The organism is Clostridium sp. BNL1100, assembly GCF_000244875.1.
Classification (GTDB): domain Bacteria; phylum Bacillota; class Clostridia; order Acetivibrionales; family DSM-1351; genus Ruminiclostridium.
Genome location: NC_016791.1, coordinates 4,106,137 through 4,130,763, shown reverse-complemented (window position 1 = coordinate 4,130,763; position 24,627 = coordinate 4,106,137). Strand labels below are relative to the sequence as shown.

Below are 24,627 nucleotides of genomic sequence, written 5' to 3'. Positions count from 1 at the left end.
AAACATGTATTTATTTTATATTTCTTTAAAGAATTCTTTTGTATACCGTTATTCTATGTTTTTTTCTTGCTTAGGCTCCATACTGGTAATTTATATTAATATACTGCTGTGGAAATCCTTGTACAAAGAAAATACAGAGATGATCCAATATATGATCCGGTATACGATAATGTCAAATATTATAGCAATGATTTATACTCCGGGTATATCGGATAGTATAGGAGGTAAAGTATCCTCCGGTGCGTTTGTTATTGACCTGCTGAGGCCGATAAATATCTTTGCCATGTCGTGGCAAACGGAACTGGCAAAAACCGTCTCAAAATTCATTGTCCAGGGTCTGCCTGTAGCAATTATTTTCATACCGCTGCTTTATCGCGGTGTATACAGTAATATTTTATTGGTTCTTTTAGCATTAATATTAGGTCATATATTATTGGTGCTGATTTATGCCTTGATTGGTTTTCTGGCATTTGCAATAATTGAGATCTGGCCACTGAAATTATTAATAGAAGATACAATAAGACTCTTTGCCGGATCTTTTTTACCCATTGCTATTCTGCCCGGCTTTCTGAAATCTATAGCAACAGTTTTACCGTTTAGATTTTTATATTCTTTTCCCCTAGAGCTTTTGTTTGCAAAGGTACAAGGAAATAGCATTCTTATAAATTACTTAATCCTGCTTGCATGGATTTGCGTTTTTATCGTTCTCAATTTTATCGTATATAAGATGGCATTAAGGAAAGCGGTTGTACAGGGAGGGTAATATGGAGTTTTTAAGTATATATGGCAGTTATGTAAAGATATTTTTAAAGTCTAGAATGGAATATCGCATAAGTTTTTTTACTGGCCTGACCGTAAATTTTTACAGATACTTTATTTCCTATATAACGTTTTGGGCATTAGTACAGCGGTTCAATAGTATTGAAGGCTGGAGTTTTGAAGAAATGACATTGTTATACGGCTTAAATGTAGTAACCTACGCAATCGCAGGCATATTTTTTTGGTATACAGTGTACCATCTTGAAAATGAGATAACTTCGGGAAACCTCGACAGCTATCTCATACGACCAATGGGAGTTATAAAGCAAATGATGTGTCGCCGCTTTGGAGATACATTTCTCGGACAAATTCTTGTAACAATAATATTTATGATTCTTGCAATATATAAAATCAATTATAGGATGACATTTTTTTCATATATTTATTTGGTTTTTGCCATAATCGGAGGTATTTTCTTTCAGGCAGGTGCTATGATTATTCTGGGAAGTTTAAGCTTCTGGCTGTTACGGACAGATTCTCTGTCTATGACTTTGTATTATGACATACGCTCCATGATTCAATATCCGCTAACAATATTTCCGCAGTATATAGGATTTATATTAACTTTTGTACTGCCCTATGCCATTATCAATTACTATCCAAGTCTTATAATATTAATGAAAGTCCAGACATGTTCGGATTTAATAATAGGATTATTGTCACCACTTATAGGGGTTATGATTTTTGGGCTGTCCATACTTGTTTTTAACCGAGGGTTGAGGCGTTATTCAGGCAGTGGCAGTTAATTTACGGGAATTGAAAACTGAGTTCAAAAAGAAAGAGGATAAAGATGAATAAAATATTACCATTTACGAAGCCGGATATATCTCACTTACCGGCGGACACATATTTAATGGCAATTCTAGATAGCTATCCACAAGCAACTCCTTGGATGGTAAACAATATGGTTAACATTTATATAGCTAAATCCTTGGTATTGGATGGGTTTGCAAGAACCACCGAGTTTTTTAATTGCCCGTTTCTTACTATATCAGGAGTAACTTATGATTATATTGACAATATGAAGTATGATATTGTTGAATACCTTGAATTCGCTTTAAATAATGATTTTTATATTTATATAGCAGTAAACAGACAGGATATGAATGCTTATAAGGGGTATAATGCTGAGACACACAATCTGATTGTTTATGGTTATGACAGTGAAAAAAGAGAGTTCTATCTGGGCGATTTTTTCCCTTATAAGGATATGCCCGGAGGTAAATTCGGATGCTATGTTTGCTCATATGAGGAAATGCATAATGGGTTCTACGGAGTTCACGAATTTGAAGGATTCCGTAAAAATTCAAATGTCATGTTATTGAGGTATAGAGAGGAATATACTTTTGTTGTCAGTATAGCTGAACTGATACATTCGATTGAACAATTCATGTCATGTGAAAATATATTTAGGAATATGGCAGGCGAAAATATTAATTTCAATTTTAATTCAATTAGCATTAAAGAAAAGGGAGATTTTTTCTTTGGTGCAGATAGCTTTGATTTGATTGCAAAGCAAATTAAAGATATTGAATTTAACAGATTCAGACCCCTTGGACTTATTAAGGATATGTCAACATTATGGCTAAGGCGTCTAAAATATTTAATTGATAATAAATACATTTTACGCAAACAAGATTTACTCCAAGGTAAAATTCAAAATATAGTTACAACTCTTCAGACTGCATTAAACTTATTTACGAAAGTAACTATATCCCCAAATAAAGAGCTTGCAATGACCTCCAGAGACAGGGTAAGTAATATGATAATGGACAGCAAAGAACTCTTTAAACAGTTCCTGAACGAATTGCTGATTGAATTGAAGTATTATCAATACACTACTGAAGACTTTTCATGATATCGGTTACGGGAGGAATATATATGGAACAACTTATAAATGTTAAAGGATTGACTCGTGATTATAAAATAGCAAAGCGTGAAGGTGGCATTTTAAAATTTATGTTTTCCAGAAAGTTTGAGATGATAAATGCTGTTAAAGATATTAATTTTTCAATCTCAAAAGGCAGTCTTGTGGGATTTGTGGGCCCTAACGGAGCAGGAAAGTCTACTACCATAAAAATGCTTAGTGGAATTCTTGCTCCTACATCAGGGAATATAACCGTTATGGGGAATGACCCTTTTAAAAAGAGAAAACAAAATGCTTATCATATAGGTGTTGTATTTGGACAACGAAGTCAGCTGTGGTGGGATTTACCCATAAATGATACTTTTAAGCTTTTGAAGAAGATATATAGGATTCAGGATAGTGTTTATGAAAAAAATCTGGATCTTTTCAAGGAGTACCTTGATCTTGAAAGTATATGGAACCAGCCTGTTCGCCAACTCAGTCTCGGACAGCGTATGCGGGCGGAAATTGCTGCTTCCATATTGCACAATCCGGAATTGCTTTTTCTTGATGAACCTACGATAGGCTTGGATATCGTGGCGAAACGTCAAATACGTGAGTTTATTCTGAAGCTTAACCGAGAGTACAAAACCACAGTAATTCTCACTTCTCATGATATGAAGGATATAGAAGAAATTTGTGAGAGGATTATTTTAATTGATAAGGGAGTCATCGTTGTTGATTGTCCTATGACTAATCTTAGAGATAGCTATAATAAAACAAGCGTCGTAACGGTAAACCTTCTGTCGCCGGTAAATGAATTTGATATTCCCGGCGTAAAGGGTGTGCCTGAATTAAACGGATTAAAATGGAGCTTTGTTGTTGATAAAACCGTATCCTCAGCCGGTCATTTGCTCTTTGAAATATCAAAGATTGCTGAAATAGCGGATATTGAAATAAAGGAAAAAGCAATAGAAGATATAATTCACGATATCTACCTGAATAATGACTCAAAGATTTTGATTGATCAATGAAAAAGGAAGTCGTAGTTTGGATAAACATAGAATGACGAACATGTTTTATATCAAGGCAAGTGTTTAATTTGTGGTACTTCGAAGTACATATATATTGTTCCGGAAACAATAATTATTTTGAAAAGGGGGGAGCTACATGGTAGGTAATTTATCAGTTTAATTTTCAATAAAAACATAAAAATATTAGGCGGGTGTTTTTCCACATCCGCCTAATATTTTTATGTTAAGGATAGCCATTAAGTGCCGATATATGCCTATGGAAATGAACCTATTATTTGACGGTAATATTGTAAAATATTACAATTATATATAAAAATAGTTTACATTCCAAAAAAAGTGAGGAACTGGTGAAATGACAAAAGAGGAAAAGATCAGTCTTTTACAACAATTTGAACTTCTATCACATGATTTTGATTATGTACTTGAACTATCTGATGAGCTTATACTATATAGGCCATTAGAAGATGCTTGGTCTATAAAGGAGCAGATAATTCATTGCATGGAGGTTGATATTGCCAATTTCCATCGTTATAGGAAGGCAATTGCACAACCTGATACTCCTGTCCTTTCATTTGATCAAATCTGGACAAGAAATTTAGACTACCAGCTTTCAGATCTAAAAATGTCTATGGAGCTAATGAAATTAGTGAGAAGCTACATGGTAAACCATCTAAAAACAATTATTGATTCTGATTGGACCAAGTATGCCTATATACATGATAAGAAAGGCAAAGTGAATTTGGAAGAGGCACTTAATCAATATATAGAGCATGTTGACTTTCACAAAAAGCTAATTGATAGAAATATTGAACTGTTTAAATCAGCTTTTCCCAAATAATAATTAAATTTGTTATGCTACAGGGAAAATAGCAGCATTAAGGAAGTCTGAATGTAACTTTTTAGAAAATTACATTTAAGCTTCTTTTTTTTACCAAATTATTGACATATGTAACGGAAGCCGATATAATGTAATCAGATATAACGGGAGACGATATAACAGTCGCCGATAGAATTGCCAAAGCAAGGAGTGATTTAGATGCCTGAAAGTCAAGAACGAGGTGCTTTAACAGAAGCCGTATTTTATATTCTCCTCTCACTGTATAGACCGCTGCATGGATATGGGATAATGCAAAATGTAAAGGATTTAAGCAAGCAAAGAGTTAATCTAGGAGCAGGTACTTTGTATGGAGCAATTAATACATTGTTAGATAAAAATTGGATTAAATCTATTAGTGTAGAAAAGGACTCAAGGAAAAAGGAATATGAAATAACTGACTTGGGTAAAGAGATTATCAGTGGCGAGATAGTTAGATTGGAAGAGTTAGTTGAAAACGGCAAGAAGATTACAGGGGGGGAGTTTTAATGAAACATGTTGTATGGAAAGCATATTGGGATTTTGAAAAAGAGGAAAAATGGCTTAATGAAATGTCATCCAAGGGAATGGCATTAACAGATTACTCATGGTGCAGGTACGTTTTTACTGAAACACCGAACAATGATTATATTTACAGACTTGAACTTCTGGAGCATACCCCCTCCCACGCTGAAAGTGTGGCATATATAAGGTTTTTAGAGGAAAGTGGTATTGAATGTGTCGCTACATACTATCGCTGGATTTTTCTGCGAAAGAAATCATCAGAAGGTCCCTTTGACATATATTCAGATATAGAGTCAAAGATTAATCATTATAGTAGGGTAAGTACCTTTTTGGGTACAATAGGATTATTAAACCTGTTTGTATTTTTAGTTAATATTGTTAACGGAATAGTTTCAATTCTTAAATATAACAGCAGCTATCTGACTTATATTTCCCCTCTGGTTTGTGTTAATGGAATATTCGGTGTATGCCTTACTTGGTTGGTAATAGGGTATTTAAGGAAGGTTAGCAAGTTAAAGAAGGAAAAACAACTTCATGAGTAACAAAAGATAATTTTTAGAGGGATGCATCAAAAACCTACAGAATTTAAGTGTTTTGTAGGTTTTTTTGTTTATACTACAGTGTAGTATGTTATAGAGCTATAACATGGGGTATATAAGGAATATAAAATTGCAGGAGGGACGAATAATGTTATATTTAGAAACCTTAAAAAGACAGCATGAGGAGATTGCTGAAATTCTATCAGATATTAAATTCTATATAAGTGATAAGGATATTGCCAAAGAGGCTCTTGAGATTTCATCAAAAATAAGCAATCTTGCCGGTAAACTTAAAGTTCACCTTAGTACAGAAGACCAGTACATGTATCCGCAGCTCCTTAAAAGCAGTAATTCTGAAGTGCGGACAACAGCGCAGGCTTACATAGATGAAATGGGAACTATAAGTACAGAATTTATGGCGTATAAAGATCGGTTTAATACAAGAACTAAAATAACTAATGACATAGATTTGTTTGTAAGTGAATCACAAAGAATTTTTGCCCTTCTTGAACAAAGAATAGCAAAAGAAAATTCTAATCTATACCAACAGATATAGCATACCTTTTCATTTCAAAAATTAGGGAGAATATCGACATTCTCTGACCTGGTAAATAATTTATGTAACCTAAACAGCCCAGTAAACATAAGATGTAGTAGCTGATTATTGGTGGTAGGTTTACGGAAGTGACGTTAATGAATTATAAACGGATCGAAAATCTAAAGTTTGCACTCTTGAATCTTGCCAGGCAAGGGTGCAGGCTGAATATACCTTCCCATGGTATTAACGGAAGAATTATAGGAGTTGGTTTTAAGCCGTATTGGACCAGTCCTGTGGATTCAAAGATTGAAAAACTGGAAATCAACTATATGGATGATTCCGGCAACATAATACCATTCAATTTCCATAATATAACAAACTATGATGTGATATCAAATGATGGTACCGGTTATGAAAACATGCAAAACACATGTATGGATATCCATGTTTTTTCACAATCAAAAGGCAGGGACGAAGAACCTTACGAAAAAGTCAGGATAGAAATATCCAAGGATACACAAGACTAAAAGATATTTCAAAAGTAACACAGGTTAATTGGTAGACATAAAGTAGAGTATAGAATAATGAAAGGAGATAGCGTACTATGTCAGATGGTTGTGGATGTGGCGGAGGTATATCCCATGTAGCAAATTGGGGTGCCTTACTTGCAAACTATGTTGGAGAGACAGTAACAATTTTTACAAGTAGCGGTGGTCAGTCAGGTTCAGGTTTTACAGGAGTAATTCTAACGGTAAATCCTGTTTTTGTAAGATTAATATCCAGAATTGGCCCACCTCCCGGATGTTCTCTGGGTAATTCATGCAGTGGATTTTCACAGGGAGGCTATGGTGGAGGATTCGGAGCAGGCTTTGGCTCAGGATGTTGTTCAGGTTATGGAGCGGGTGGCCCGGCAGGACAGGTTGGAGCTGTTAATGCAGGCGGCTGGAGCAATCTGCCCGTTTATACTGTTGGTTCTGTAGTTGATATACCTATTGCAGCAATTGTTTCTTTTGTACACAATGCAGTTTAATAAAAAGCAATTTTCGCTAGGAGGTGAGTACTGCGGATACAAGATATTTACCTTTTTACGGAGGACTCTATGGAGGATCCATGCAGCCCTATCTTTATTCACTTTACAGCGGTTATAATTATGGATCCCCGTTTGGACTCTACGGAAACATGGGTTTCGGCGGATTCGGGTCATTCGGTGGATATGGAAACCTGTGCTGTGGAAATAACTATGGTTCCCCTTTCGGTAATTATGGGAATTTCGGCTTTGGCAGAGATAATGACTACGGCTTTGGCTATGGCAACAATTACGAAGGATATAACGATTATGGTTACAATAACTACGGTTATTGAGCCTGATTTAGTTAAAAACAACAACCTGACGGGACACCGCCAGGTTGTTGTTTTTAATTTCAATTAGTCACATTTATTCTTAAGTTCACATAAGATAAATTAGATTTAAGTATTTAAGGAGGAAGTGGAATGTCAGAAGAATTTGAATTTGAACGTGGAGTGACAAAGGCAGCAGCGTGTTCACCCGTTGTGAACTGGGAAGCTTTGCTCGCAAAATATATAGGTCAGACTGTAACCATTTTTACAAGCAGCGGCGGCGAGTCCGGATCAGGTTTCACAGGTGTACTAATGACTGTTAATTCTGTATTTGTAAGACTTCTCACCAGAATAGGCCCTCCTCCGGGATGTTCGCTTGGGAATTCTTGTTCGAACTTTTCAGTAGGAGAAGGCTACGGAGGAAGTTGCGGAGGAAGTTGCGGAGGTGGTTGCGGCGGTGGTTACGGTTCAGGAAATTGGGGCGGTTCCGGCTACGGCGCTTTTGGTACCGGAATGTCGGGTCCGATAGTTCCGGGGAGTGTAAGCGGTGCTGTAACAGCGGGAGGCTGGGATTCGATTCCGGTATATACTGTGGGTTCAGTAACAGATATACCTGTAGCATCAATAGTTTCCTTTGTCCATAATGCAGTTTAAGAAATGGAATAGGATGAATGGCTACAATTTTTTTGAGACTGGGTTTTTACCAGTCTCTATATTTTTGGGAGCTTTTTAAAGGATTAAATTATATAAAAGTAACATTATGTATAGTGTCAACATAATATGAACTAGAGTGGTTACTCGATAAATGTATCTTGAAAGGAGTTTTTCAAATGGGAGAAGGATGTGGATTTGCTGGAGCATCGCTAGTAGGTAATTGGGACGCACTGCTTGCAAGTCATATAGGTCAGACCGTAACAATTTTCACAAGCAGCGGTGGTCAATCCGGCTCTGGTTTTACCGGAGTTTTATTAGCTGTAAACCCTGTCTTTGTAAGACTGATAACTAGAATTGGTCCACCACCGGGATGTTCATTAGGTAATGCATGTACCGGATTTAATACAGGATATGGTCACGGCGGTGGAGCTGGTATGGGCGGCGGATCATGCGGCTGTTCCGGAGGATATTCAGCCGGAGCATATGGCATGGGACCAGTTTTACCGGCAAGTATAAACGGAGCTGCAACTGCAGGCGGTTGGGACTCTTTACCTGTTTATACAGTAGGTTCGGTAACTGATATACCGGTAGCATCGATAGTTTCCTTTGTTCATAATGCAGTATAATAATTAAAAGCTAAAAAGGCCGGAAAATGAAATCCGGCTTTTTAGCGGAATTAAAAAAAATTAATTATTTTAAGGATGCTTCAAGAGTATCGTTGACTTGTCTATAAACTTTTTGAAGCATATCATTGAAGGACTTCTCTGCATTAACAAACCTGTTAACCTCAGGTATACTATTCAGATTTTCAAAGATTTTGTTCAACTCTGTTGCTCTTTTTTGGGCTTCACTGGAGGAAAGCTTACCTTTGTATAAGGCATCCTCTTTTTTCTTGAAATCCTCAATTTTAGAACGTAATTCCTTATTTTTATCAATAACGGATTTAGCCTGTTTAAGCTCTGTATATTCCTTTGTACCCATTACTGCATTTGTAAGTTCTTTTGCCTTATCACCTATATTCATTGCAAACACTCCTTTATAAACGGCTTTTGATTGCATAGTGTATTGTATGATGACAGGCATGTATTTGTTCTTTGCTCTGTAACTAATTTTTAACATATGGACTAAGCCTGATGTGATAGAATCAGTATATAATTAAAAGAGGTGGTAACAGAAAAATGAAAATATATAGAACACTTATCTGCGTTATACTTATACTGGCTATGGCTTTTGGTTTTGTTTGGCCGATAGCACCTGCGGCACAGGCTGCAGCCGTAAAAAAGCTGGAACTACATGCTTTTTATCCTGCAAGGGCAACTTTTTCCGATAATTTAAAAAAATACATAGATTCTATTGACTCTGCCAGCTTTTTGTGGGGCAGACTATACGGTGACCTGACAGACGGTATAAATACTACCTATGGAAAGAATGGAAATACTGATTTTTATTATCCCAATGATTATATTGAGGTTCTTAAATACGCAAAAAGTAAGAACAAGTCAATTCAAATGGGAATTTTCTCTGATAGTGCAAACGCTGAAAAATTCCTTCCTTACAAGGAGCAGAGGGATAAAGCCATTCAATCCATAGTAGATTTAATGAAAAGAGATATATCACATGGGAGCAATATTTATTTTGACGGAGTTGTTATTGACATAGAAGGGCTCAACGGGCAGAAAATGAGCAGCTTCTTTAACCAATTCCTGAAAGAACTTAAACCAAAGCTCACTCAAATAAATAAAAAATTGTATGTTGCAGTTAATCCTTTACGTTATTATTCCGGATACGATTATTCTACAATATCTCAGATAGCTGACAGAATGATAATAATGGCCCATGACTATGAGCCTTTGACAAAACTCACAAAAGAACAGGTGATGCAGTATTCCGGCTATGATAGCCTAAATCCGATAGACAGTCTTGCTCCTATAAAAGAAATTCAGCGTGTAATGGAGGATGTGAAAAAATACGTCAGTAAGACTAATTTGAATAAAATAATGCTTCAGATAAGCTTTGATGCTGCACAATGGAGATTTCAGGTTCCAAAGGGCTCTACATGGAAAAAGGTGGGGAAAAAGGCTTTGAGCTTGGAAGTTCTTCCCCCTCCGACGTATAAGATGCTATATGACAGGATTATAAATAAGGACGGCAATGGTAAGTCGATTACATATGGTTATAATAATGAACTTGAAAGTCCTGTTATGCAATATTTCAATACAAGCAATAATACACAAAACATTTGTCTTTATGAAAACAGCAGAAGCGTAAAGGCTAAGATAGATATTTCAAAACAGTACGGCATAGGCGGAATATCCCTGTGGAGCCTTTCGAATGTTCCTGACTATACTGATAAAACTGCAAAGACTTATGGTCTTGATGTTTGGGATACAATTATTAAATCCCTTCCGGCAACAGCTCCGGTATCACAGACAAAAGTAACCTTTACAGATAAAGTTGTTGAAAAAGCTGTAAGAACAAAAATATCCAAACCTTCCGGCACGTTATATAAGTTGGATTTGGCGAAAGTGTACAGATTAAAGATTCCGACAGGGTACAAGACCTTAAATGATTTAAAGCTGCTTACAAATCTGGAGTACCTGGATTTAAGCAATACAAAGCTTACAAGTGTTTCTTCTTTGGTTTCGTTAAAAAACCTTAGAGTACTTTATTTGTATAAAAACAGTATAAAAGATATTTCTCCGCTTAAAGGGCTGACAAAGCTGGAAGTACTTTCGATAAATGGGAATAAGGTTTCTAATATAAGTGCTTTAGCAGGGTTGACTAATCTTACAGAGCTTTATATCAGGGAAAATATCATAACTGATTATTCACCTGTAGCAAAGCTAAAAAATTTAAATATACTGTATCTTAAGGGCAATAAATTGACAAACTATACTAAGCTTCAAACAATAAAAAAAGGCCTGATTGAATGTGATTTTTAACTTGAAATAGTTACTTTGTTTTGTCATAATGATATAATATTGAAGCTGATTTATTTGTGGTTTTGAAAGGAGAATTATGAAAAAGTATTTATACGGAAGCTGGGCAGTTATAAAATCATATTTAATTTCCATGCTTATTTTCTACATATTTTTTCTAGGGTTTTATAAAAGACTGAGCTTGTTTTCAGTTTTTGTATTTGTAATAATGATTGCGTTTATTTATGCGGAACTTCATCATTTAACAGGTGTGGACAAGCGTCGGCATGGTTCTGTAAAGTATTACGACGGATTAATATACGGAATTTTTGCCGTAATACCCTTTGCAATTATTCAGATAATAATATCGTTTCTTAATTTTTCAATTGAGGGAGTTAATTTCCCGGTACTAAAGGCTAATCTTATTAAGGGACTTGCCGCACCAATGCTATTTATTGAAAAATCCATACATTATTCAGTAGCAGGTTATATTGTGGCATGGTTCACAGTTATATTGATTTCGTTTTTAGGTTATTTTGCAGGCTACAAGAAGTTTGACATTACTGAATATGTAAGAAAGATGCTTGGGTTACAGCCAAGGAAGCCAAAACCAAAAAGGAATAGAAGGTTTTTTTAAATGGATAAAAATTTGATTATTTCAAATAGCTACAATAAGGCAATAGAAGAGGGTTTTAATCAATACCTTGAAGAAAAAGCCGCTGCTGAAAACAGCGAAATAAAAATAGACGAAGAAGCGTTGATTGCAGATATAGAAGGAAAATGGCTTGTAACGGGTTTACAGGAGCTGGATGGAATAACACCGGGAGAATTTATAAATTCACTGTCCTCTTTGGATGAATTGTTTGAATTTTTCTTGAGCATTGCAAATGCTTCAGATGTCGGAGTTCCTGATATTCTGATTGAAAGGTTTAAATCTTATGGTGGGAAAGCTGCTTCTGACAGGTTATTCGACTATGTAGATAATTCACTTTCATCTAAGGATAAGAATCAGGATGATTTTTACCCTGCTGTTTCTCAATCAGTGTATGCAATTGGATGCCTCCAAGAGGAAGAGTATAAGCAAAAGCTCATTAATTTGTTAATTGAAAACAAACAGTATGAAATGATTTCAGAAGCAATTTGTGCTGCAATAGTTGCATATGGTGTAAGCATTCTGGACGATGTGATAAATGCCTTTGACACTACACAGGATCAGACGTCAAAGGAACACTTTTTGGTATGTGTTGCTGAAATTTGCAATGAAAATAAGTACAAATCCGACGAGGTTTTCTATTTCATGAAAAACGCCTTCCGTTCAGTTTCAAACCTCAATCTCATAGTAGAAATACTTGGTGATTATGGGGATGGTAGGGCAATTCCGTTATTAAGGGGTTATGTTCTAAAAAATATCGATAAAATTGATGCTGCTATCTTTAATCAGATGAGAGCAATAATTAAAAAGTTGGGTGGAGAAATAGAAGATCTGGTTTACACTAAATAAGTTAATATATAAATCGGTTTAGAGATGGGGTTGTCGCAAAATTAATTTCTATCTTTTTTAACCTGTACTTAGAGTATAAATTGTATCAATGGAAGCTTGGAAGCAATCATTGATATAATTTTATACGGGAGTACCGGTGTTAAAATAGAAAAACTTTCTGTTTTGAGACACTCCCTTTTTGCTTTGAGGACAATTTGTTTTGCTTTTATGCATAAGTGGGACTAAGTTGAATATCCATAATAATAAGATACTCAAAAATGATTGAAGGAAGGATACCCATGATTGTATTAATAAGCAAAAAGAATATATTATTTGTTGTTTTACTATTACTTATGTCCATAACAGTTTTAAGCATCGGATTGACAGTTAATTACTCAAAACCAGTAACAGCAGATGGTAATCAGGCTCCCGGAGAAGGTACAGCACCTGCCGTAAGAACAGTTATACTGGATGCAGGCCACGGAGGAGAGGATCCGGGGGCAGTAAGTGATTACACCGGACTAAAAGAAAAGGATATAAACCTTAATATAATTATGCTGTTAAAGAGCATGATGGAAAAGGACAATTATAAGGTTATCCTGACAAGGGATTCAGACCGTCTTATTTATACTACTGAGAGTAATAACATAATCCAGAAAAGAAAAGAGGATTTAACAAGGAGAAAAGGAATAATGGATGATTCCGGTGCTGATCTGGTAGTAAGCGTTCATCTTAATAAATTTCCACAGGCGCAGTACCACGGGGCGCAGGTTTTCTTTCCACCAAAATCCGATGCAAGCAAAAAACTGGCAGATGAAATTCAAAATGCAATCAGGCTTAATGTTGATAACGCCAACGACAGGGTTGCTCTTGTAAAAAAGGATCCTATAATAATTCTTAAAAACCTGAAAACAACTACAGTTGTTGTTGAATGTGGGTTCCTTTCAAATGCAGACGAGGAAAAAAAGCTCGCTACGGAGGATTATCAGAATAAGCTGGCATCTGCAATTAAGCAGGGAATAGACAGCTATTACAAGAAAGGCGCTAACGATATCCAGAAGAACCAGAGCAGTGCCGGAAGCTCTGACTAAAATATATTAAAATAATTGCATGGCTTAGTGGCAAAGCCATGCAATTATTTTGTCTAAAATCTTAGTTATAAGCCCTTAAAGCTGTTAAGTTCTTCAATAAGTTTATCCAGCTTCAAATAGTTATCCTCAATTACATCCATTCTGTTATTTTGCTCATTAACGCTTGCAGTTACTTCTTCCGCCGTGGCTGCATTCTTTTCAGTGTTATTACTGATAAGCATTACCTCATCATCAGTAAGTTCAAAGGATTTATACAAATCGTAAGAAGTATCCTTAATATGATTGTTTTTCATTTCGATAGTGTGAATTTCACCCTTTATTTGATTAAATATGTCCTTGGTTTTTTCAGTTACAGACTTACTGTTATCTATGTATTTTTTTTCTTTTATAATCTCCTTGGTTACATCCAGCGCATTTTTTTCCATCTCCTTTAGTATAGCCTCTATCTGATGAGTAAGGTTATTTGACTCTTCAGCCAGTTTTCTTACTTCTTCAGCTACAACTGAGAACCCCTTACCGGCCTCGCCTGCTCTTGCGGCTTCTATGGAAGCATTCAGAGACAATAGGTTGGTTTGAGTAGAGATATTGTTAACTGAGATTAAAATATTATGTATCATTTTATTTTTGCCAATCAAGTCAGTAGCTAATTTTTCCACTAAATTAATTGTATTGAAGGCACCTATCATCTCTTCGGATAAATTATCTACACAATCGCTTCCGTTTCCGATGTTTAATACTGCACTTTCTACAGCTGAATTCATGGCATTTGAAGCCTCTATTGATAGTTCCATTTTTGTTTTACCGGTCTGGAACAAATCTTTTATTTTATGGATACTTTCTACTTCCTTTTCAGCTTCTTCGGCTACAATATTAAAAGCCTTTCCGATTTCTTCGGCGATTTCTTTTGTAGAATTTATGCTCACTTTTATGTCTGAACTTATTTTTGAAAGACTTTGGCTTGTTACTCTAATCTCTTTATAGAGATTTTCGACCTTTTCTTTTGAGGATATTGCATTTACAGCAGTGTTTTCCAACTTGATGTACAATTTCTTTGTTAAATAGCTAAGGAAAAACAATACAAAAGCAGATACAAATATGTACATATTGAAAAAGACCAGATCAACAATGTTATTATCTTGAAAAATTTCTGTTTTAAAATTGAAAAATGAGTAAGTAGTAAGGAAACAACCTATAAGTGAACAAACGAGGACAGGTCTGATATCGCTGTAAATACTGACAATAACTATAGCAAGAAAAACGGTGAGATACGTTGTGAGACTCGGATTACTGGTTATCATAATAAAACTAATAATCCCCATAGTACAGGTAAAGTAATACATAGTGGCTTTCGGGAATAATTTTTTTAATATAAGAAAACCACCTACAGCACACAAGGGATATCCTATTAATCCCAGAAGAAGAATACCCTTTAAAGGCATTTTAAAAATAGAATCAACTGCAACTCGTAAAGATATTGAAGCAAGTAAGCAAAGCAGCACAATCTTATTTTTTTGATAAAGCTGTTCTTCGACCAAATGACTGAACATATTCATTAGCACTTACCCCCTAGAATAAAAAAAATAAAATAATTATGAAGTTGTACAAGAAGAGTGGAATTTTGAGAAAATGTAAATCCAATATTTTAAGAAAAAATATAAAATTTACAATTCATATTATATCCTTTCAACTTTAGTAATACAACACAAACATTACAAAAATATACAAATTTTTTCGTAAAAATATATCACATAATAAAGATTAATAGGATTATCTGACGAAATTTATAAGAAATTCATATTGATTTATGACAAATTGTTTATTAGTATATGATTAGCATAATTATTACATCCTAGTTAAATTGTAACTCGATATACTATTTAAGGAGGTATTTGCTAATGTTCAGCAATCTTAAAATTATTGGAGTGGGGACTTACCACCCGGAAGAAGAGATTGATAATGGATACTTTGTAGATCATTTTAAGAAAATGGATCAGGATCCAAGTGCATTAATGAACCATTTAGGAAGGGAAAAGAGATTTAAAGCAAAAAAGTTCGGAAATGAGAATTCGTTAACAATGGCTTTTGAAGCATCCCAAAAAGCCATATCGGATGCAGGAATTTGTGCTGAAGACCTTGACATGATTGTATATGCATCTGATTTCCCCGAGTATGTATCCCCCACCAATGCATTAATGATTAGTAGTATGCTAAAATCAAAAGCTAATATTGTTTTTGATATGAATTCTAATTGTATAAGCATGATTTCAGCTCTGGACATCATAAATTCATATATTCAAAACAAAAGTATTAAAAATGCTCTATTGGTTTCAAGTTGTATGATAACCCCTTTTGCAAAAGAAGACGATATAGTTGTTTACCCATCTACGGCAGACGCATCTGCGGCGGTAGTTCTTCAAAAAATCCAGGATGAAAAAAGAAGCGGTGTTATTGATTCAAAATTCTTTACTGATTCTAGCTACAATTGGACTATAAAGATGCCTGCATGCGGATTTTCTCGGATTACCGACACTTCCGTTGAAGCAAGAATGAGAATGATGGAATGGAATCAATTTGATTTTAGCTTTTTATCCGAAAATTGGACTAAATTGATAAGCAGTCTCCTTGAAACCAATAGCCTTAAACCTGAAGATGTGTCTTTGTACTTGTTTTCACAATTTTCAAGGGCAGATATATTATCCACTATTGCTAATTTACAGGTAAGGGAGGAAAAGGTGATTTTTGTTGGAAATAAATATGGATATACCGGACCCACGAGTCCGATTTTGGCCCTTAATGAGGCTAAGGAAAACAACAAAATAGTTGAAGGCTCATATGCAGTAATGTGTTCTGTGGGTTCGGGGTATACCATGGGAGCACTTCTCTATAAGTTTTAAATTAAATTACATAAATCAAATGCCGGATTTTATGATGTTTTATCATAAAATCCGGCATTTAGTTTTTATTATTTTTTCCTAACCGTTGAAATTGTTCAACTCGTCTATTAATGAATTGAGCTTTATATAGTTTTCCTCAATAATATTCATACGGCTATTCTGTTCGCTGATACATGCTGTAACTTCTTCTGCTGTGGCAGCATTTTTCTCGGTATTATCGCTTATTGCATTTACCTCATCGTCAGTTGATTCAAAGGACTGGTACAAATTTAACGAAGTCACTTTAATATTATTGGTTTTTTCCTCTATGCAGTGGATTTCATCTTTGATTTTGTTAAAGATTTCTTTTGTTGCCTCAGTAATGGAGTTACTGTTATCAATGTAATTTTTTTCCTTAACAATCTCTTTCGATACATTAAGTGCATTTTCTTCCATTTCTTTCAAGATGCTTTCTATTCTATGGGTCAGAATATTTGATTCTTCAGCCAGCTTCCTAACGTCCTGAGCTACAATTGAAAAACCTTTTCCGGCATCACCGGCTCTGGCCGCCTCTATAGAAGCATTTAGCGAAAGCAGGTTTGTTTGCTTTGAAATATTATTAACAGAGGTTAATATATTATTTATAATTTTATTTTTTCCGATTAAGTCTGTAGCAAGCTTTTCTACCAAGGTCATTGTATTTAAAGCTTCTTTCATTTCTTTTGATAAATTATCTACATAATCACTGCCGCTCTCAATGTTAGATACAGCACTTTTCACTGCAGAATCCATGTCATTGGACGCTTCCATGGAGACAACCATTTTGTTTTTACCGCTTTCAAATAATTCTTTTATTTTATGGATACTTGTTACTTCCATTTGGGCTTCTTCCGCTACAACGGTGATAGCCTGACCAATACCATCAGATATTTCCTGTGTGGAAATTATACTGTCCTTTATGTCCCCACTTATCACGGCTAGACTTTGGCTGGCCGCTTTTATCTCGTTATACAGACCTTCGGCCTTCTCCTTGGAAGAAATTGCGTTTACGGCAGTATTCTCCAACTGAATATATAATTTCTTTGTAAGATAACTCAGGAAAAATAGAACAAATGCTGATACAAATATGTATAAATTAAAAAAGATCATATCGATAAATGTGTTTTTTGCAAATATTTCCGGCTTATAGTTATAGAAGGAATAAGTAGTAAGAAAACAACCGATTACGGAACAAACGAGAACAGGCCTGATATCGCTATAAATACTTACGATGACAATGGCTAGAAAAACTGTAAGGTATGTAGTAAGACTTGGATTATTGCTGATCATGATAAAACTGATGGTTCCCATAGTAATTGTAAAGTAATACATAATTGCTTTCGGATATAACTTCTTAAACGAGAACACAGCGCCAATTGCACATAAGGCATATCCTACAATGGCTAAAATCAGGATATCATCAAGAGGCATTTTAAAAATGGAATCCACTGTCACTCTTAATGAAATTGAAGCAAGCAAACACAGCAACACAATCTTATTTTTCTGATGCAGCTGTTCTTCTACCAAACGACTAAGCATGTTCATTAATCTACCCCCAAACCAATGTTTACAAAGTTGAAAAACAAAAAGCAGAAAGATTTAGTGCGGTAAGGCTAAAAAAAAATTTATAGTTAATATTATATCCTTTAAGTTAACATTGTTCAACATAATTGTTACATTTTCTGTAAAATTTGTTAAAACGTATTGATTTTTGGAAAAATGTCTATTATTATATAATTAAGTAAATAAATGGCGCAAAATACGAAAAAATATAAAAAAATATAAAAATTAGGAGGATTTCTGATGTTTTGCAATCTTAAAATTGTGGGTGTGGGAACATATCACCCAAAAAACGAAATCGACAACAAATATTTTGTCGAACACTTTAAAAAAATGAATAAGGACCCAAGGCCCTTACTGAAACACCTAGGTAGGGAAAGGAGGTTTAAGGCAAAAAAATTCGGAAGTGAGAATTCGGTAACAATGGCGTTAGAAGCGTCTAAAAAAGCAATTGCTGATGCAAATATTGATATCGATGATATAGATATGATAGTATTTGCATCGGATTTTCCGGAGTATGTATCACCGTCCAATGCGCTGATGATAAGTAGTAAACTTAACTCACGGGCAAATATTGTATTTGATATGAATTCAAACTGCATAAGTATGATTTCAGCATTAGATATAATAGACTCATATATTAAGAATAAAGATATAAATAATGTTTTATTGGTTTCCAGCTGCATGATTACCCCGTTTGCAAGAGAAGACGATATAGTTGTATATCCTTCAACGGCAGATGCATCAGCAGCCGTCGTACTACAGAAAATTCCAGAGAGGAACAGGAGTGGAGTAATTGATTCAGGGTTTTACACCGACTGTAGCTATAACTGGACTATAAAAAATCCGGCTTGTGGCTTTTCAAGAATTACTGACAATTCTGTGGATACAAGAATGAAAATGATGGAATGGAATCAGTTTGATTTTAGCTTCTTGTCCGATAACTGGTGTAAATTAATTTATAATCTGTTGGATAAGAATAGTCTCACACCGGAGGACGTATCACTTTATTTATTCTCTCAGTTTTCCAAGGCCGATATTATGGCTACTATAGAAAAACTTAATGTAATGGAAGAGAGAATAATTTATGTAGGGAATAAATATGGCTACACTGGCCCGACAAGCCCAATACTTGCGCTTAACGAGGCAAAAAAGACCAATAAAATAGTTGAAGGCTCATATGCCATACTCTGTTCCGTGGGTTCCGGATATACAATGGGTGCTCTTCTTTATAAATTCTAAATATTTACCCCGATATATGCCGGGATTGTGTTGTTATAACATAACCCGGCTTTTTTGCTGTAAATGGACAGACTAAAAAGACTATGCTTATAGGGGTATAGTTTGTTATAATAAATAAAAACTCAGTAATACAAAATATATGCAAATGGAGAACTACGGTGATAGTACTAAACTGTAATAATGTTGATTTTTCATATGGTACAGAAACCATTTTAAATAATGTTTCCTTTAGTCTACAGGAAAATGACAAGGTAGGGCTGGTGGGTGTCAACGGTGCTGGAAAGTCTACTTTGTTCAAGCTTATAATCGGTGAACTGCAGCAGGAAAACGGAGAAATATTTATTTCAAAAGATCTTAATGTAAGCTATTTAAAGCAGAACTCTGCTTTAAACTCAGATAATACATTATGGGATGAACTTCGTGATGTTTTCAGGGAGTTGGTTGAAATGGAAAAGTCAATCAACAGGGTGGAAAAGGAAATAAGCGCTACCACGGAGCAGGTAAAATTGGAATCACTTATGAAGGAATACAGTCGCCTGACTGAACGTTTTTCATATCTGGGAGGCTTTGAGTACAACAGCCGTATAAGGGGTGTGCTGCGAGGCCTTGGCTTTGAAGAACATGAGTTTGACTGTAAGATAAGCATTTTAAGCGGAGGTCAGAAAACAAGGCTTGCTCTGGCAAAGGTACTTTTGGAGGAACCGGACATACTTATGCTGGATGAGCCTACCAACCATTTGGATATAGCGGCGGTAGAGTGGCTGGAGGATTATCTTAAAAGTTATAAAAAGTGTCTTTTTATAATATCTCATGACCGTTATTTTCTGGATTCTGTAACCGGCCGTACAATTGAGATAGAAAACTGCACAAGCACAGTTTACAATTGCAATTACTCAAACTACGTAAAACAAAAGGCAGTAAACCGTGAGATTCAAGAAAAACACTATATACAGCAGCAAAAGGAAATAGCCCGTCAGGAAGCCTATATAGAGCAGCAGAGAAGGTGGAACAGGGAAAGAAATATAATTGCTGCCGAAAGCCGTCAGAAGGCACTGGACAGGATGGAAAAGGTAGAAAAGCCAAGCGACTTGCCATCTACTATCAGGATAAAATTCAGACAGACAATTGCAAGCGGTAATGATGTTCTGGACGTAGAGGGTGTTTCAAAGTCATTTGACAATAAGGAGCTTTTTAAAAATGTCAGCTTTAAAGTTAAAAAAGCTGAAAGGGTATTTCTGCTTGGGCCTAACGGTTGCGGAAAATCAACACTTTTAAAAATACTTGCAGGAAGGCTTCAGGCATCCTCCGGCAGATACAGCTATGGGGCAAAGGTCAACCTTGGCTACTACGATCAGGAAATGTCTGATTTGAACGAAAACAATACGGTTCTCGATGAGGTGTGGAGTGTAGACCAGAAGCTAATACAGTCAGAAGTCAGAACGGCACTGGGTGCGTTTCTGTTCACAGGTGAAGATGTGTTCAAGAAGATATCCGTTCTAAGTGGCGGTGAAAAGAGCAGGGTTGCAATGCTCAAGTTGATTTTCTCGGATTCCAACTTTATAATCCTTGATGAGCCTACAAACCATCTGGATATAAATTCAAGGGAAATCTTAGAGGATGCCCTAAGTAGCTATGAGGGAACTCTTTTGGTTGTTTCCCATGACAGATATTTTATAGACAAACTGGCCACAAGAATTATTGATATAGGGACAACTCCTGCAATAGACTGTTTTGGAAACTATACTTATTTTACCGAACATTACAAAAAGAATGTTGCTTCGGTACGAAAAGAGCAGCCTGTAATTTCAGAGGCAAAACAGAGCCATATTGCTACAAAAGAAGAACGTAGCAGGATACGTAAGCTTGAGAAACAGCTTTCCGACACTGAAAAGGCAATAGAGAAAACTGAAACCCGTTTGAAAGAGTTAGAAGAAGAGATGGTCAGGTTTGCCACCGACCATGAGAAGCTTCTGGATTTGAATGAGGAACAGCAGCAGGCACAGCATAAGCTTGAAGAGTTGTATGAAGTGTGGTCTGAGGTTACAGAGCAGCTGGAAGCATAAAAACCATTAAAAAAACACGCAGCCAATTTGATCTGCGTGTTTTTAAGTATCTTTTTAATCAGAAATTAATTCAATTGCGTAGTGTGAGTTCTCACGGGCTTTACTTATAAGGCCTTCCACGGAGCTTTCCAAAACAGCCTTAATCGGTTCACGATTCTGCAGGACATTATCAATTTTTGAGCGCAAACGTTCAAAAGTGATTTCCTTGACATTTCCGGCAGATGGTTGATTAATATATTCCAAAAAGCCGTCAACCTTTGGCTGATAACTGATTCCCATAAAGGGGACTTTCAAATAAGCCGCAAAAATTAAAGCATGAAGCCTCATGGACACCATGATGTCCATTTTATGTATTACGGAGAATGTTTCAGGAACAGTGTGATTATTGCTTATAATATAATTTTTAGTTTTCATTTTTGCGATTATGTTTTTAATAGTCAATATGTCAACATTGTATTCCATTGGGATAAATACAGGTTCAAGGCCATATTTGTTAAAAACGTAATCTGCAGCTTCTGCAATAGCCTGCTCATATTTAACATGCTGTTGTTCTTCCAAACCGGGACATCTTCGTACTGAGAACCCTGCATATTTTTTATCAGGGGACAACCCCGAAAAATTGCGGCTGTCATTAAGTTCATCAGGGTTAATATTGACGGCAAAAGCCGCATCAGCCGTCAAAGCAATTTTAGGCCCCGTAATACCCATTTTTTTAAGTTCATTCAATGAAAATCTTTCTCTTACAGTAATTACATCAGCCATATTCAATATTTTACGAGAATGTTCTGTATTACCTGATTTATTTATTGGGCCAATCCCATTTGCGTAAAACATTATTTTTAGCTTTAGCTTTTTTGCAAGCCATGCTGTTCCGAGATAAAACATCAGGGAGCGTGAGCTTGTACTATCCTGAATTATATTACCTCCGCCGTATACAAAAAGTTTAGCCTTTTTCATTGATGAATAGACCTTGAACATATTCTTCCTGTTTATGGCGCTTACCCCATAATTGCGGGCAGTTTCTACAGGATTCCTGGAGAGGGCAAGGATAGATATGCCGGGCTTTTGTTCTTTGAGATTGTCAACAATTGACCTGAGCATTGCATCATCCCCAATATTGCCAAAACCATAGTAACCTGACACGATTACGTCATATTTTTTTCCCTTGGACTTATTTAAAACGTCATTTTGTATCTCTGTATAGATTTCAAGCTGAGTTTTGCACATGGCATCCAGAGAGAAGTTCTTATATGCCTTTTCATAAATCCTTTTTCCGAATTCTATTCGTCTTTCATGGTCTAATGACAGCTCCAGAAGATATTCGGCAAGAGTATTATAATCAAGTGGTTCAAAAAGGTAACCATTCACTGAGGAATCTATAAGGTCAGGAATTCCTCCAACCCTGCTGCTTACAGTAGCCTTGGAAAAGCGAGCGCCCTCTAAAATAGAATATGGAAAACCCTCACTTATAGAGGTTAATACACTTATGTCAATGATACTCATTAATTCGTAGGGGTCATTGAGCCAACCGAGAAAAAATACATTGTTTTCCAGACCCAGTTGATGACATCGGGTGGTAAGAGACTTATAATCTTCTCCGTCTCCCCCTATAAGGAATTTTACGTTAGGATTCTTCTCAACAACCAGCTTTGCTGCCTCCAAAAGAGTACTTATGCCCTTAACAGGGGTCAATCTAGCAGCTATTCCTACAAGTATATCGTTTTTATTTAATTGAATTCCGAATTTTAAAGCAAATTCTTCCCTTGAATAGTCATTGAGCTTTTTATCAAAATCTATTCCGTTAAGAATTGTATATATTGAATTTGTGTCAAATCCTCTGTCTATAAGCATTTTTCTGAAAGCAGAGGTAACTACAATATAATAATCCAGACTGTGAAGTACCCATGAATTGAATAACCCTATAGAAAGCCTTTTAGGCAGACTTTGGAGATAATCAAGTTTATAGTCGCTGTGCATTGTTGTTATTACCGGTATATGGCAGGCTTTTTTAATAGCGTAGGCAAAAATATTTGCCTTGGCACCATGTGAATGAATAATATCAAAGTTATTCTTTTTTACAAACTGTATTGCGTTACGTATATCTGTAATTATATTTGAGGACTTTATAACTTTTACGTTTATTCCCATTGCACGGGCTTCATCTGCAAAGGCTCCAGGTCTTAGACTAAGAAGAGTAACATCTATATGGGAAGTAAGTTCCTTTACAAGTGACAGGACATGTACTTTAGCGCCTCCAACATCCCCTCCGCCAATTAAGTGCAAAACCTTCATTAAAATTTCTCCTTTAAAAATCTTTTGTAAATGACACAAGTACTATTTTATCACAATTAACAGTATGACACTAACCTATTTTCTATAATCAACAAGTATATAAATAAGTATAAAGCCTGAATAATATGGTAAAATAACTAAGGAGAAATGTAGCAACAGAGGGTAGAGCCTTGATATTGACAATAAAATAACAAAGATGATATAATACGAACACTAATAATTATGAGGTGAAGATTTTAATGGCTTCAAAGAAAATTTCCATGGCTGTAATAAAAAGACTTCCCCGTTATCATAGATACTTGAATTATTTACTTGAACTTGGTATTAAGAGAGTGTCTTCTAAAGAGCTAAGTAGCCGTATGGGAATAACTGCTTCCCAGATAAGACAGGACTTAAATTGCTTTGGCGGTTTCGGACAGCAGGGATATGGATACAATGTAGAGTCTTTATATAATGAGATAGGTAATATACTGGGTATTAACAAGACATTTTATTGTATTATAATTGGTGCCGGAAATATGGGACAGGCATTATCCAATTATGAAAACTTTATAAAAAGAGGATTCAAAGTAATCGGAATTTTCGATGTTAATCCTGAAGTAATAGGGAAAAAACTCAAAAATCTTGAGGTTATGAATCTTGATTTACTTGAGGAGTTTATACTACATAACCCTGTTGATATTGCAATGCTTTGTGTTCCGTACAGGGAGACAGCCACCGTTGCTGACAGAGTTGCTCGGTTGGGGGTAAAGGGATTGTGGAACTTCTCACCTATGGATTTAAAAATTCCATACGATGTAATAGTGGAAAACGTACATCTGAGTGACAGCCTTATGGTGCTTGGATATAAACTCAATGACAAGTTTGAAAGAGAATAATAAGAAAGCCGGCATTTTTAATATGCCGGCTTTTGTGTGTCCTAA

At 35.6% G+C, this 24,627-nt stretch carries 25 protein-coding genes; 21 read left to right on the top strand and 4 right to left on the bottom strand.

The features are described from left to right. Positions 1–4 precede the first annotated feature (4 nt). The 13 genes from CLO1100_RS17650 (at position 5) to CLO1100_RS17590 (ending at position 8,772) form a co-directional block, all read left to right on the top strand. Positions 5–763 (top strand): ABC-2 family transporter protein, encoded by a 759-nt coding sequence (locus tag CLO1100_RS17650; RefSeq protein WP_014315135.1) that lies wholly within the window; start codon positions 5–7, stop codon positions 761–763. A gap of 1 nt (position 764) precedes the next feature. Next, complete coding sequence (locus tag CLO1100_RS17645) at positions 765–1,565, top strand: ABC-2 family transporter protein (RefSeq protein ID WP_014315134.1); 801 nt, start codon at positions 765–767, stop codon at positions 1,563–1,565. A 44-nt stretch (positions 1,566–1,609) separates the two neighbouring features. Beyond that, a complete protein-coding gene (locus tag CLO1100_RS17640; protein ID WP_014315133.1) occupies positions 1,610–2,677 on the top strand; it encodes a hypothetical protein in 1,068 nt (355 codons plus the stop codon). Between the two features lie 23 nt (positions 2,678–2,700). Further along, a complete protein-coding gene (locus CLO1100_RS17635; protein WP_014315132.1) occupies positions 2,701–3,699 on the top strand; it encodes an ATP-binding cassette domain-containing protein in 999 nt (332 codons plus the stop codon). 352 nt (positions 3,700–4,051) lie between these two features. Further along, positions 4,052–4,537: a DinB family protein gene (locus CLO1100_RS17630; RefSeq protein ID WP_014315131.1), complete on the top strand. Its 486-nt coding sequence runs from the start codon at positions 4,052–4,054 to the stop codon at positions 4,535–4,537. Positions 4,538–4,735: 198 nt separating this feature from the next. After that, a complete protein-coding gene (locus CLO1100_RS17625) occupies positions 4,736–5,062 on the top strand; it encodes a PadR family transcriptional regulator (protein WP_014315130.1) in 327 nt (108 codons plus the stop codon). Continuing rightward, the gene (locus tag CLO1100_RS17620) at positions 5,062–5,619 is read left to right on the top strand and encodes a DUF2812 domain-containing protein (protein WP_014315129.1); all 558 of its coding nucleotides are present in this window, start codon (positions 5,062–5,064) and stop codon (positions 5,617–5,619) included. The genes CLO1100_RS17625 and CLO1100_RS17620 overlap by 1 nt, the downstream gene beginning before the upstream one ends. 145 nt (positions 5,620–5,764) lie before the next feature. After that, complete coding sequence (locus CLO1100_RS17615) at positions 5,765–6,172, top strand: hemerythrin domain-containing protein (protein WP_014315128.1); 408 nt, start codon at positions 5,765–5,767, stop codon at positions 6,170–6,172. A 137-nt stretch (positions 6,173–6,309) separates the two neighbouring features. Continuing rightward, positions 6,310–6,681, top strand: coding sequence for a hypothetical protein (locus CLO1100_RS17610; RefSeq protein ID WP_014315127.1), 372 nt, complete (start codon positions 6,310–6,312; stop codon positions 6,679–6,681). A gap of 77 nt (positions 6,682–6,758) precedes the next feature. Beyond that, positions 6,759–7,184 (top strand): hypothetical protein, encoded by a 426-nt coding sequence (locus CLO1100_RS17605; protein ID WP_014315126.1) that lies wholly within the window; start codon positions 6,759–6,761, stop codon positions 7,182–7,184. 69 nt (positions 7,185–7,253) lie between these two features. After that, positions 7,254–7,583: a hypothetical protein gene (locus tag CLO1100_RS21325; RefSeq protein ID WP_014315125.1), complete on the top strand. Its 330-nt coding sequence runs from the start codon at positions 7,254–7,256 to the stop codon at positions 7,581–7,583. A gap of 62 nt (positions 7,584–7,645) precedes the next feature. Continuing rightward, positions 7,646–8,146 (top strand): hypothetical protein, encoded by a 501-nt coding sequence (locus tag CLO1100_RS17595; RefSeq protein ID WP_014315124.1) that lies wholly within the window; start codon positions 7,646–7,648, stop codon positions 8,144–8,146. A 176-nt stretch (positions 8,147–8,322) separates the two neighbouring features. Continuing rightward, positions 8,323–8,772, top strand: coding sequence for a hypothetical protein (locus tag CLO1100_RS17590; RefSeq protein ID WP_014315123.1), 450 nt, complete (start codon positions 8,323–8,325; stop codon positions 8,770–8,772). Positions 8,773–8,836: 64 nt separating this feature from the next. On the opposite strand, the gene CLO1100_RS17585 is transcribed toward CLO1100_RS17590, so the two are convergent. Beyond that, positions 8,837–9,169: a YlbF family regulator gene (locus CLO1100_RS17585; RefSeq protein ID WP_014315122.1), complete on the bottom strand. Its 333-nt coding sequence runs from the start codon at positions 9,167–9,169 to the stop codon at positions 8,837–8,839. Between the two features lie 155 nt (positions 9,170–9,324). Here CLO1100_RS17585 and CLO1100_RS17580 point away from each other — a divergent pair, with 155 nt between their 5' ends. The 4 genes from CLO1100_RS17580 to CLO1100_RS17565 all read left to right on the top strand — a co-directional run bounded on the left by CLO1100_RS17580 (position 9,325) and on the right by CLO1100_RS17565 (position 13,635). Continuing rightward, positions 9,325–11,088: a leucine-rich repeat domain-containing protein gene (locus tag CLO1100_RS17580; RefSeq protein WP_014315121.1), complete on the top strand. Its 1,764-nt coding sequence runs from the start codon at positions 9,325–9,327 to the stop codon at positions 11,086–11,088. Positions 11,089–11,164: 76 nt separating this feature from the next. Then, positions 11,165–11,701 carry a hypothetical protein gene (locus CLO1100_RS17575; protein WP_014315120.1) on the top strand — a complete coding sequence of 179 codons (537 nt, stop codon included), beginning with the start codon at positions 11,165–11,167 and terminating at the stop codon, positions 11,699–11,701. Beyond that, the gene (locus CLO1100_RS17570; protein ID WP_014315119.1) at positions 11,702–12,565 is read left to right on the top strand and encodes a hypothetical protein; all 864 of its coding nucleotides are present in this window, start codon (positions 11,702–11,704) and stop codon (positions 12,563–12,565) included. It abuts the gene before it with no gap. 278 nt (positions 12,566–12,843) lie between these two features. Beyond that, positions 12,844–13,635 (top strand): N-acetylmuramoyl-L-alanine amidase, encoded by a 792-nt coding sequence (locus tag CLO1100_RS17565; RefSeq protein WP_014315118.1) that lies wholly within the window; start codon positions 12,844–12,846, stop codon positions 13,633–13,635. Between the two features lie 65 nt (positions 13,636–13,700). Here the strand turns inward: CLO1100_RS17565 and CLO1100_RS17560 are convergent, their stop codons facing one another. Then, positions 13,701–15,188 (bottom strand): methyl-accepting chemotaxis protein, encoded by a 1,488-nt coding sequence (locus CLO1100_RS17560; RefSeq protein ID WP_014315117.1) that lies wholly within the window; start codon positions 15,186–15,188, stop codon positions 13,701–13,703. 342 nt (positions 15,189–15,530) lie between these two features. Here CLO1100_RS17560 and CLO1100_RS17555 point away from each other — a divergent pair, with 342 nt between their 5' ends. Further along, a complete protein-coding gene (locus CLO1100_RS17555) occupies positions 15,531–16,529 on the top strand; it encodes a ketoacyl-ACP synthase III (protein WP_014315116.1) in 999 nt (332 codons plus the stop codon). A 78-nt stretch (positions 16,530–16,607) separates the two neighbouring features. On the opposite strand, the gene CLO1100_RS17550 is transcribed toward CLO1100_RS17555, so the two are convergent. Beyond that, on the bottom strand, positions 16,608–18,092 hold the full coding sequence (locus CLO1100_RS17550) for a methyl-accepting chemotaxis protein (RefSeq protein WP_014315115.1): 1,485 nt from the start codon (positions 18,090–18,092) through the stop codon (positions 16,608–16,610). 258 nt (positions 18,093–18,350) lie between these two features. Between CLO1100_RS17550 and CLO1100_RS17545 the strand changes: the two genes are divergently transcribed. Together CLO1100_RS17545 and CLO1100_RS17540 are read left to right on the top strand one after the other, a co-directional pair. Continuing rightward, a complete protein-coding gene (locus CLO1100_RS17545) occupies positions 18,351–19,349 on the top strand; it encodes a 3-oxoacyl-[acyl-carrier-protein] synthase III C-terminal domain-containing protein (protein WP_014315114.1) in 999 nt (332 codons plus the stop codon). A gap of 158 nt (positions 19,350–19,507) precedes the next feature. Continuing rightward, positions 19,508–21,412 (top strand): ABC-F family ATP-binding cassette domain-containing protein, encoded by a 1,905-nt coding sequence (locus CLO1100_RS17540; protein WP_014315113.1) that lies wholly within the window; start codon positions 19,508–19,510, stop codon positions 21,410–21,412. A gap of 54 nt (positions 21,413–21,466) precedes the next feature. On the opposite strand, the gene csaB is transcribed toward CLO1100_RS17540, so the two are convergent. After that, complete coding sequence (csaB, locus tag CLO1100_RS17535; protein WP_014315112.1) at positions 21,467–23,704, bottom strand: polysaccharide pyruvyl transferase CsaB; 2,238 nt, start codon at positions 23,702–23,704, stop codon at positions 21,467–21,469. A 239-nt stretch (positions 23,705–23,943) separates the two neighbouring features. Between csaB and CLO1100_RS17530 the strand changes: the two genes are divergently transcribed. Further along, the gene (locus tag CLO1100_RS17530) at positions 23,944–24,582 is read left to right on the top strand and encodes a redox-sensing transcriptional repressor Rex (RefSeq protein ID WP_014315111.1); all 639 of its coding nucleotides are present in this window, start codon (positions 23,944–23,946) and stop codon (positions 24,580–24,582) included. Positions 24,583–24,627 lie beyond the last annotated feature (45 nt).

Excerpts from the sequence above, each read along its gene's own strand:
- CLO1100_RS17650 (WP_014315135.1), top strand. The coding sequence starts at position 5 with ATGTATTTATTTTATATTTCTTTAAAGAATTCTTTTGTATACCGTTAT.
- CLO1100_RS17645 (WP_014315134.1), top strand. The coding sequence starts at position 765 with ATGGAGTTTTTAAGTATATATGGCAGTTATGTAAAGATATTTTTAAAG.
- CLO1100_RS17640 (WP_014315133.1), top strand. The coding sequence starts at position 1,610 with ATGAATAAAATATTACCATTTACGAAGCCGGATATATCTCACTTACCG.
- CLO1100_RS17635 (WP_014315132.1), top strand. The coding sequence starts at position 2,701 with ATGGAACAACTTATAAATGTTAAAGGATTGACTCGTGATTATAAAATA.
- CLO1100_RS17630 (WP_014315131.1), top strand. The coding sequence starts at position 4,052 with ATGACAAAAGAGGAAAAGATCAGTCTTTTACAACAATTTGAACTTCTA.
- CLO1100_RS17625 (WP_014315130.1), top strand. The coding sequence starts at position 4,736 with ATGCCTGAAAGTCAAGAACGAGGTGCTTTAACAGAAGCCGTATTTTAT.
- CLO1100_RS17620 (WP_014315129.1), top strand. The coding sequence starts at position 5,062 with ATGAAACATGTTGTATGGAAAGCATATTGGGATTTTGAAAAAGAGGAA.
- CLO1100_RS17615 (WP_014315128.1), top strand. The coding sequence starts at position 5,765 with ATGTTATATTTAGAAACCTTAAAAAGACAGCATGAGGAGATTGCTGAA.
- CLO1100_RS17610 (WP_014315127.1), top strand. The coding sequence starts at position 6,310 with ATGAATTATAAACGGATCGAAAATCTAAAGTTTGCACTCTTGAATCTT.
- CLO1100_RS17605 (WP_014315126.1), top strand. The coding sequence starts at position 6,759 with ATGTCAGATGGTTGTGGATGTGGCGGAGGTATATCCCATGTAGCAAAT.
- CLO1100_RS21325 (WP_014315125.1), top strand. The coding sequence starts at position 7,254 with ATGGAGGATCCATGCAGCCCTATCTTTATTCACTTTACAGCGGTTATA.
- CLO1100_RS17595 (WP_014315124.1), top strand. The coding sequence starts at position 7,646 with ATGTCAGAAGAATTTGAATTTGAACGTGGAGTGACAAAGGCAGCAGCG.
- CLO1100_RS17590 (WP_014315123.1), top strand. The coding sequence starts at position 8,323 with ATGGGAGAAGGATGTGGATTTGCTGGAGCATCGCTAGTAGGTAATTGG.
- CLO1100_RS17585 (WP_014315122.1), bottom strand. The coding sequence starts at position 9,169 with ATGAATATAGGTGATAAGGCAAAAGAACTTACAAATGCAGTAATGGGT.
- CLO1100_RS17580 (WP_014315121.1), top strand. The coding sequence starts at position 9,325 with ATGAAAATATATAGAACACTTATCTGCGTTATACTTATACTGGCTATG.
- CLO1100_RS17575 (WP_014315120.1), top strand. The coding sequence starts at position 11,165 with ATGAAAAAGTATTTATACGGAAGCTGGGCAGTTATAAAATCATATTTA.
- CLO1100_RS17570 (WP_014315119.1), top strand. The coding sequence starts at position 11,702 with ATGGATAAAAATTTGATTATTTCAAATAGCTACAATAAGGCAATAGAA.
- CLO1100_RS17565 (WP_014315118.1), top strand. The coding sequence starts at position 12,844 with ATGATTGTATTAATAAGCAAAAAGAATATATTATTTGTTGTTTTACTA.
- CLO1100_RS17560 (WP_014315117.1), bottom strand. The coding sequence starts at position 15,188 with ATGAATATGTTCAGTCATTTGGTCGAAGAACAGCTTTATCAAAAAAAT.
- CLO1100_RS17555 (WP_014315116.1), top strand. The coding sequence starts at position 15,531 with ATGTTCAGCAATCTTAAAATTATTGGAGTGGGGACTTACCACCCGGAA.
- CLO1100_RS17550 (WP_014315115.1), bottom strand. The coding sequence starts at position 18,092 with ATGAACATGCTTAGTCGTTTGGTAGAAGAACAGCTGCATCAGAAAAAT.
- CLO1100_RS17545 (WP_014315114.1), top strand. The coding sequence starts at position 18,351 with ATGTTTTGCAATCTTAAAATTGTGGGTGTGGGAACATATCACCCAAAA.
- csaB (WP_014315112.1), bottom strand. The coding sequence starts at position 23,704 with ATGAAGGTTTTGCACTTAATTGGCGGAGGGGATGTTGGAGGCGCTAAA.
- CLO1100_RS17530 (WP_014315111.1), top strand. The coding sequence starts at position 23,944 with ATGGCTTCAAAGAAAATTTCCATGGCTGTAATAAAAAGACTTCCCCGT.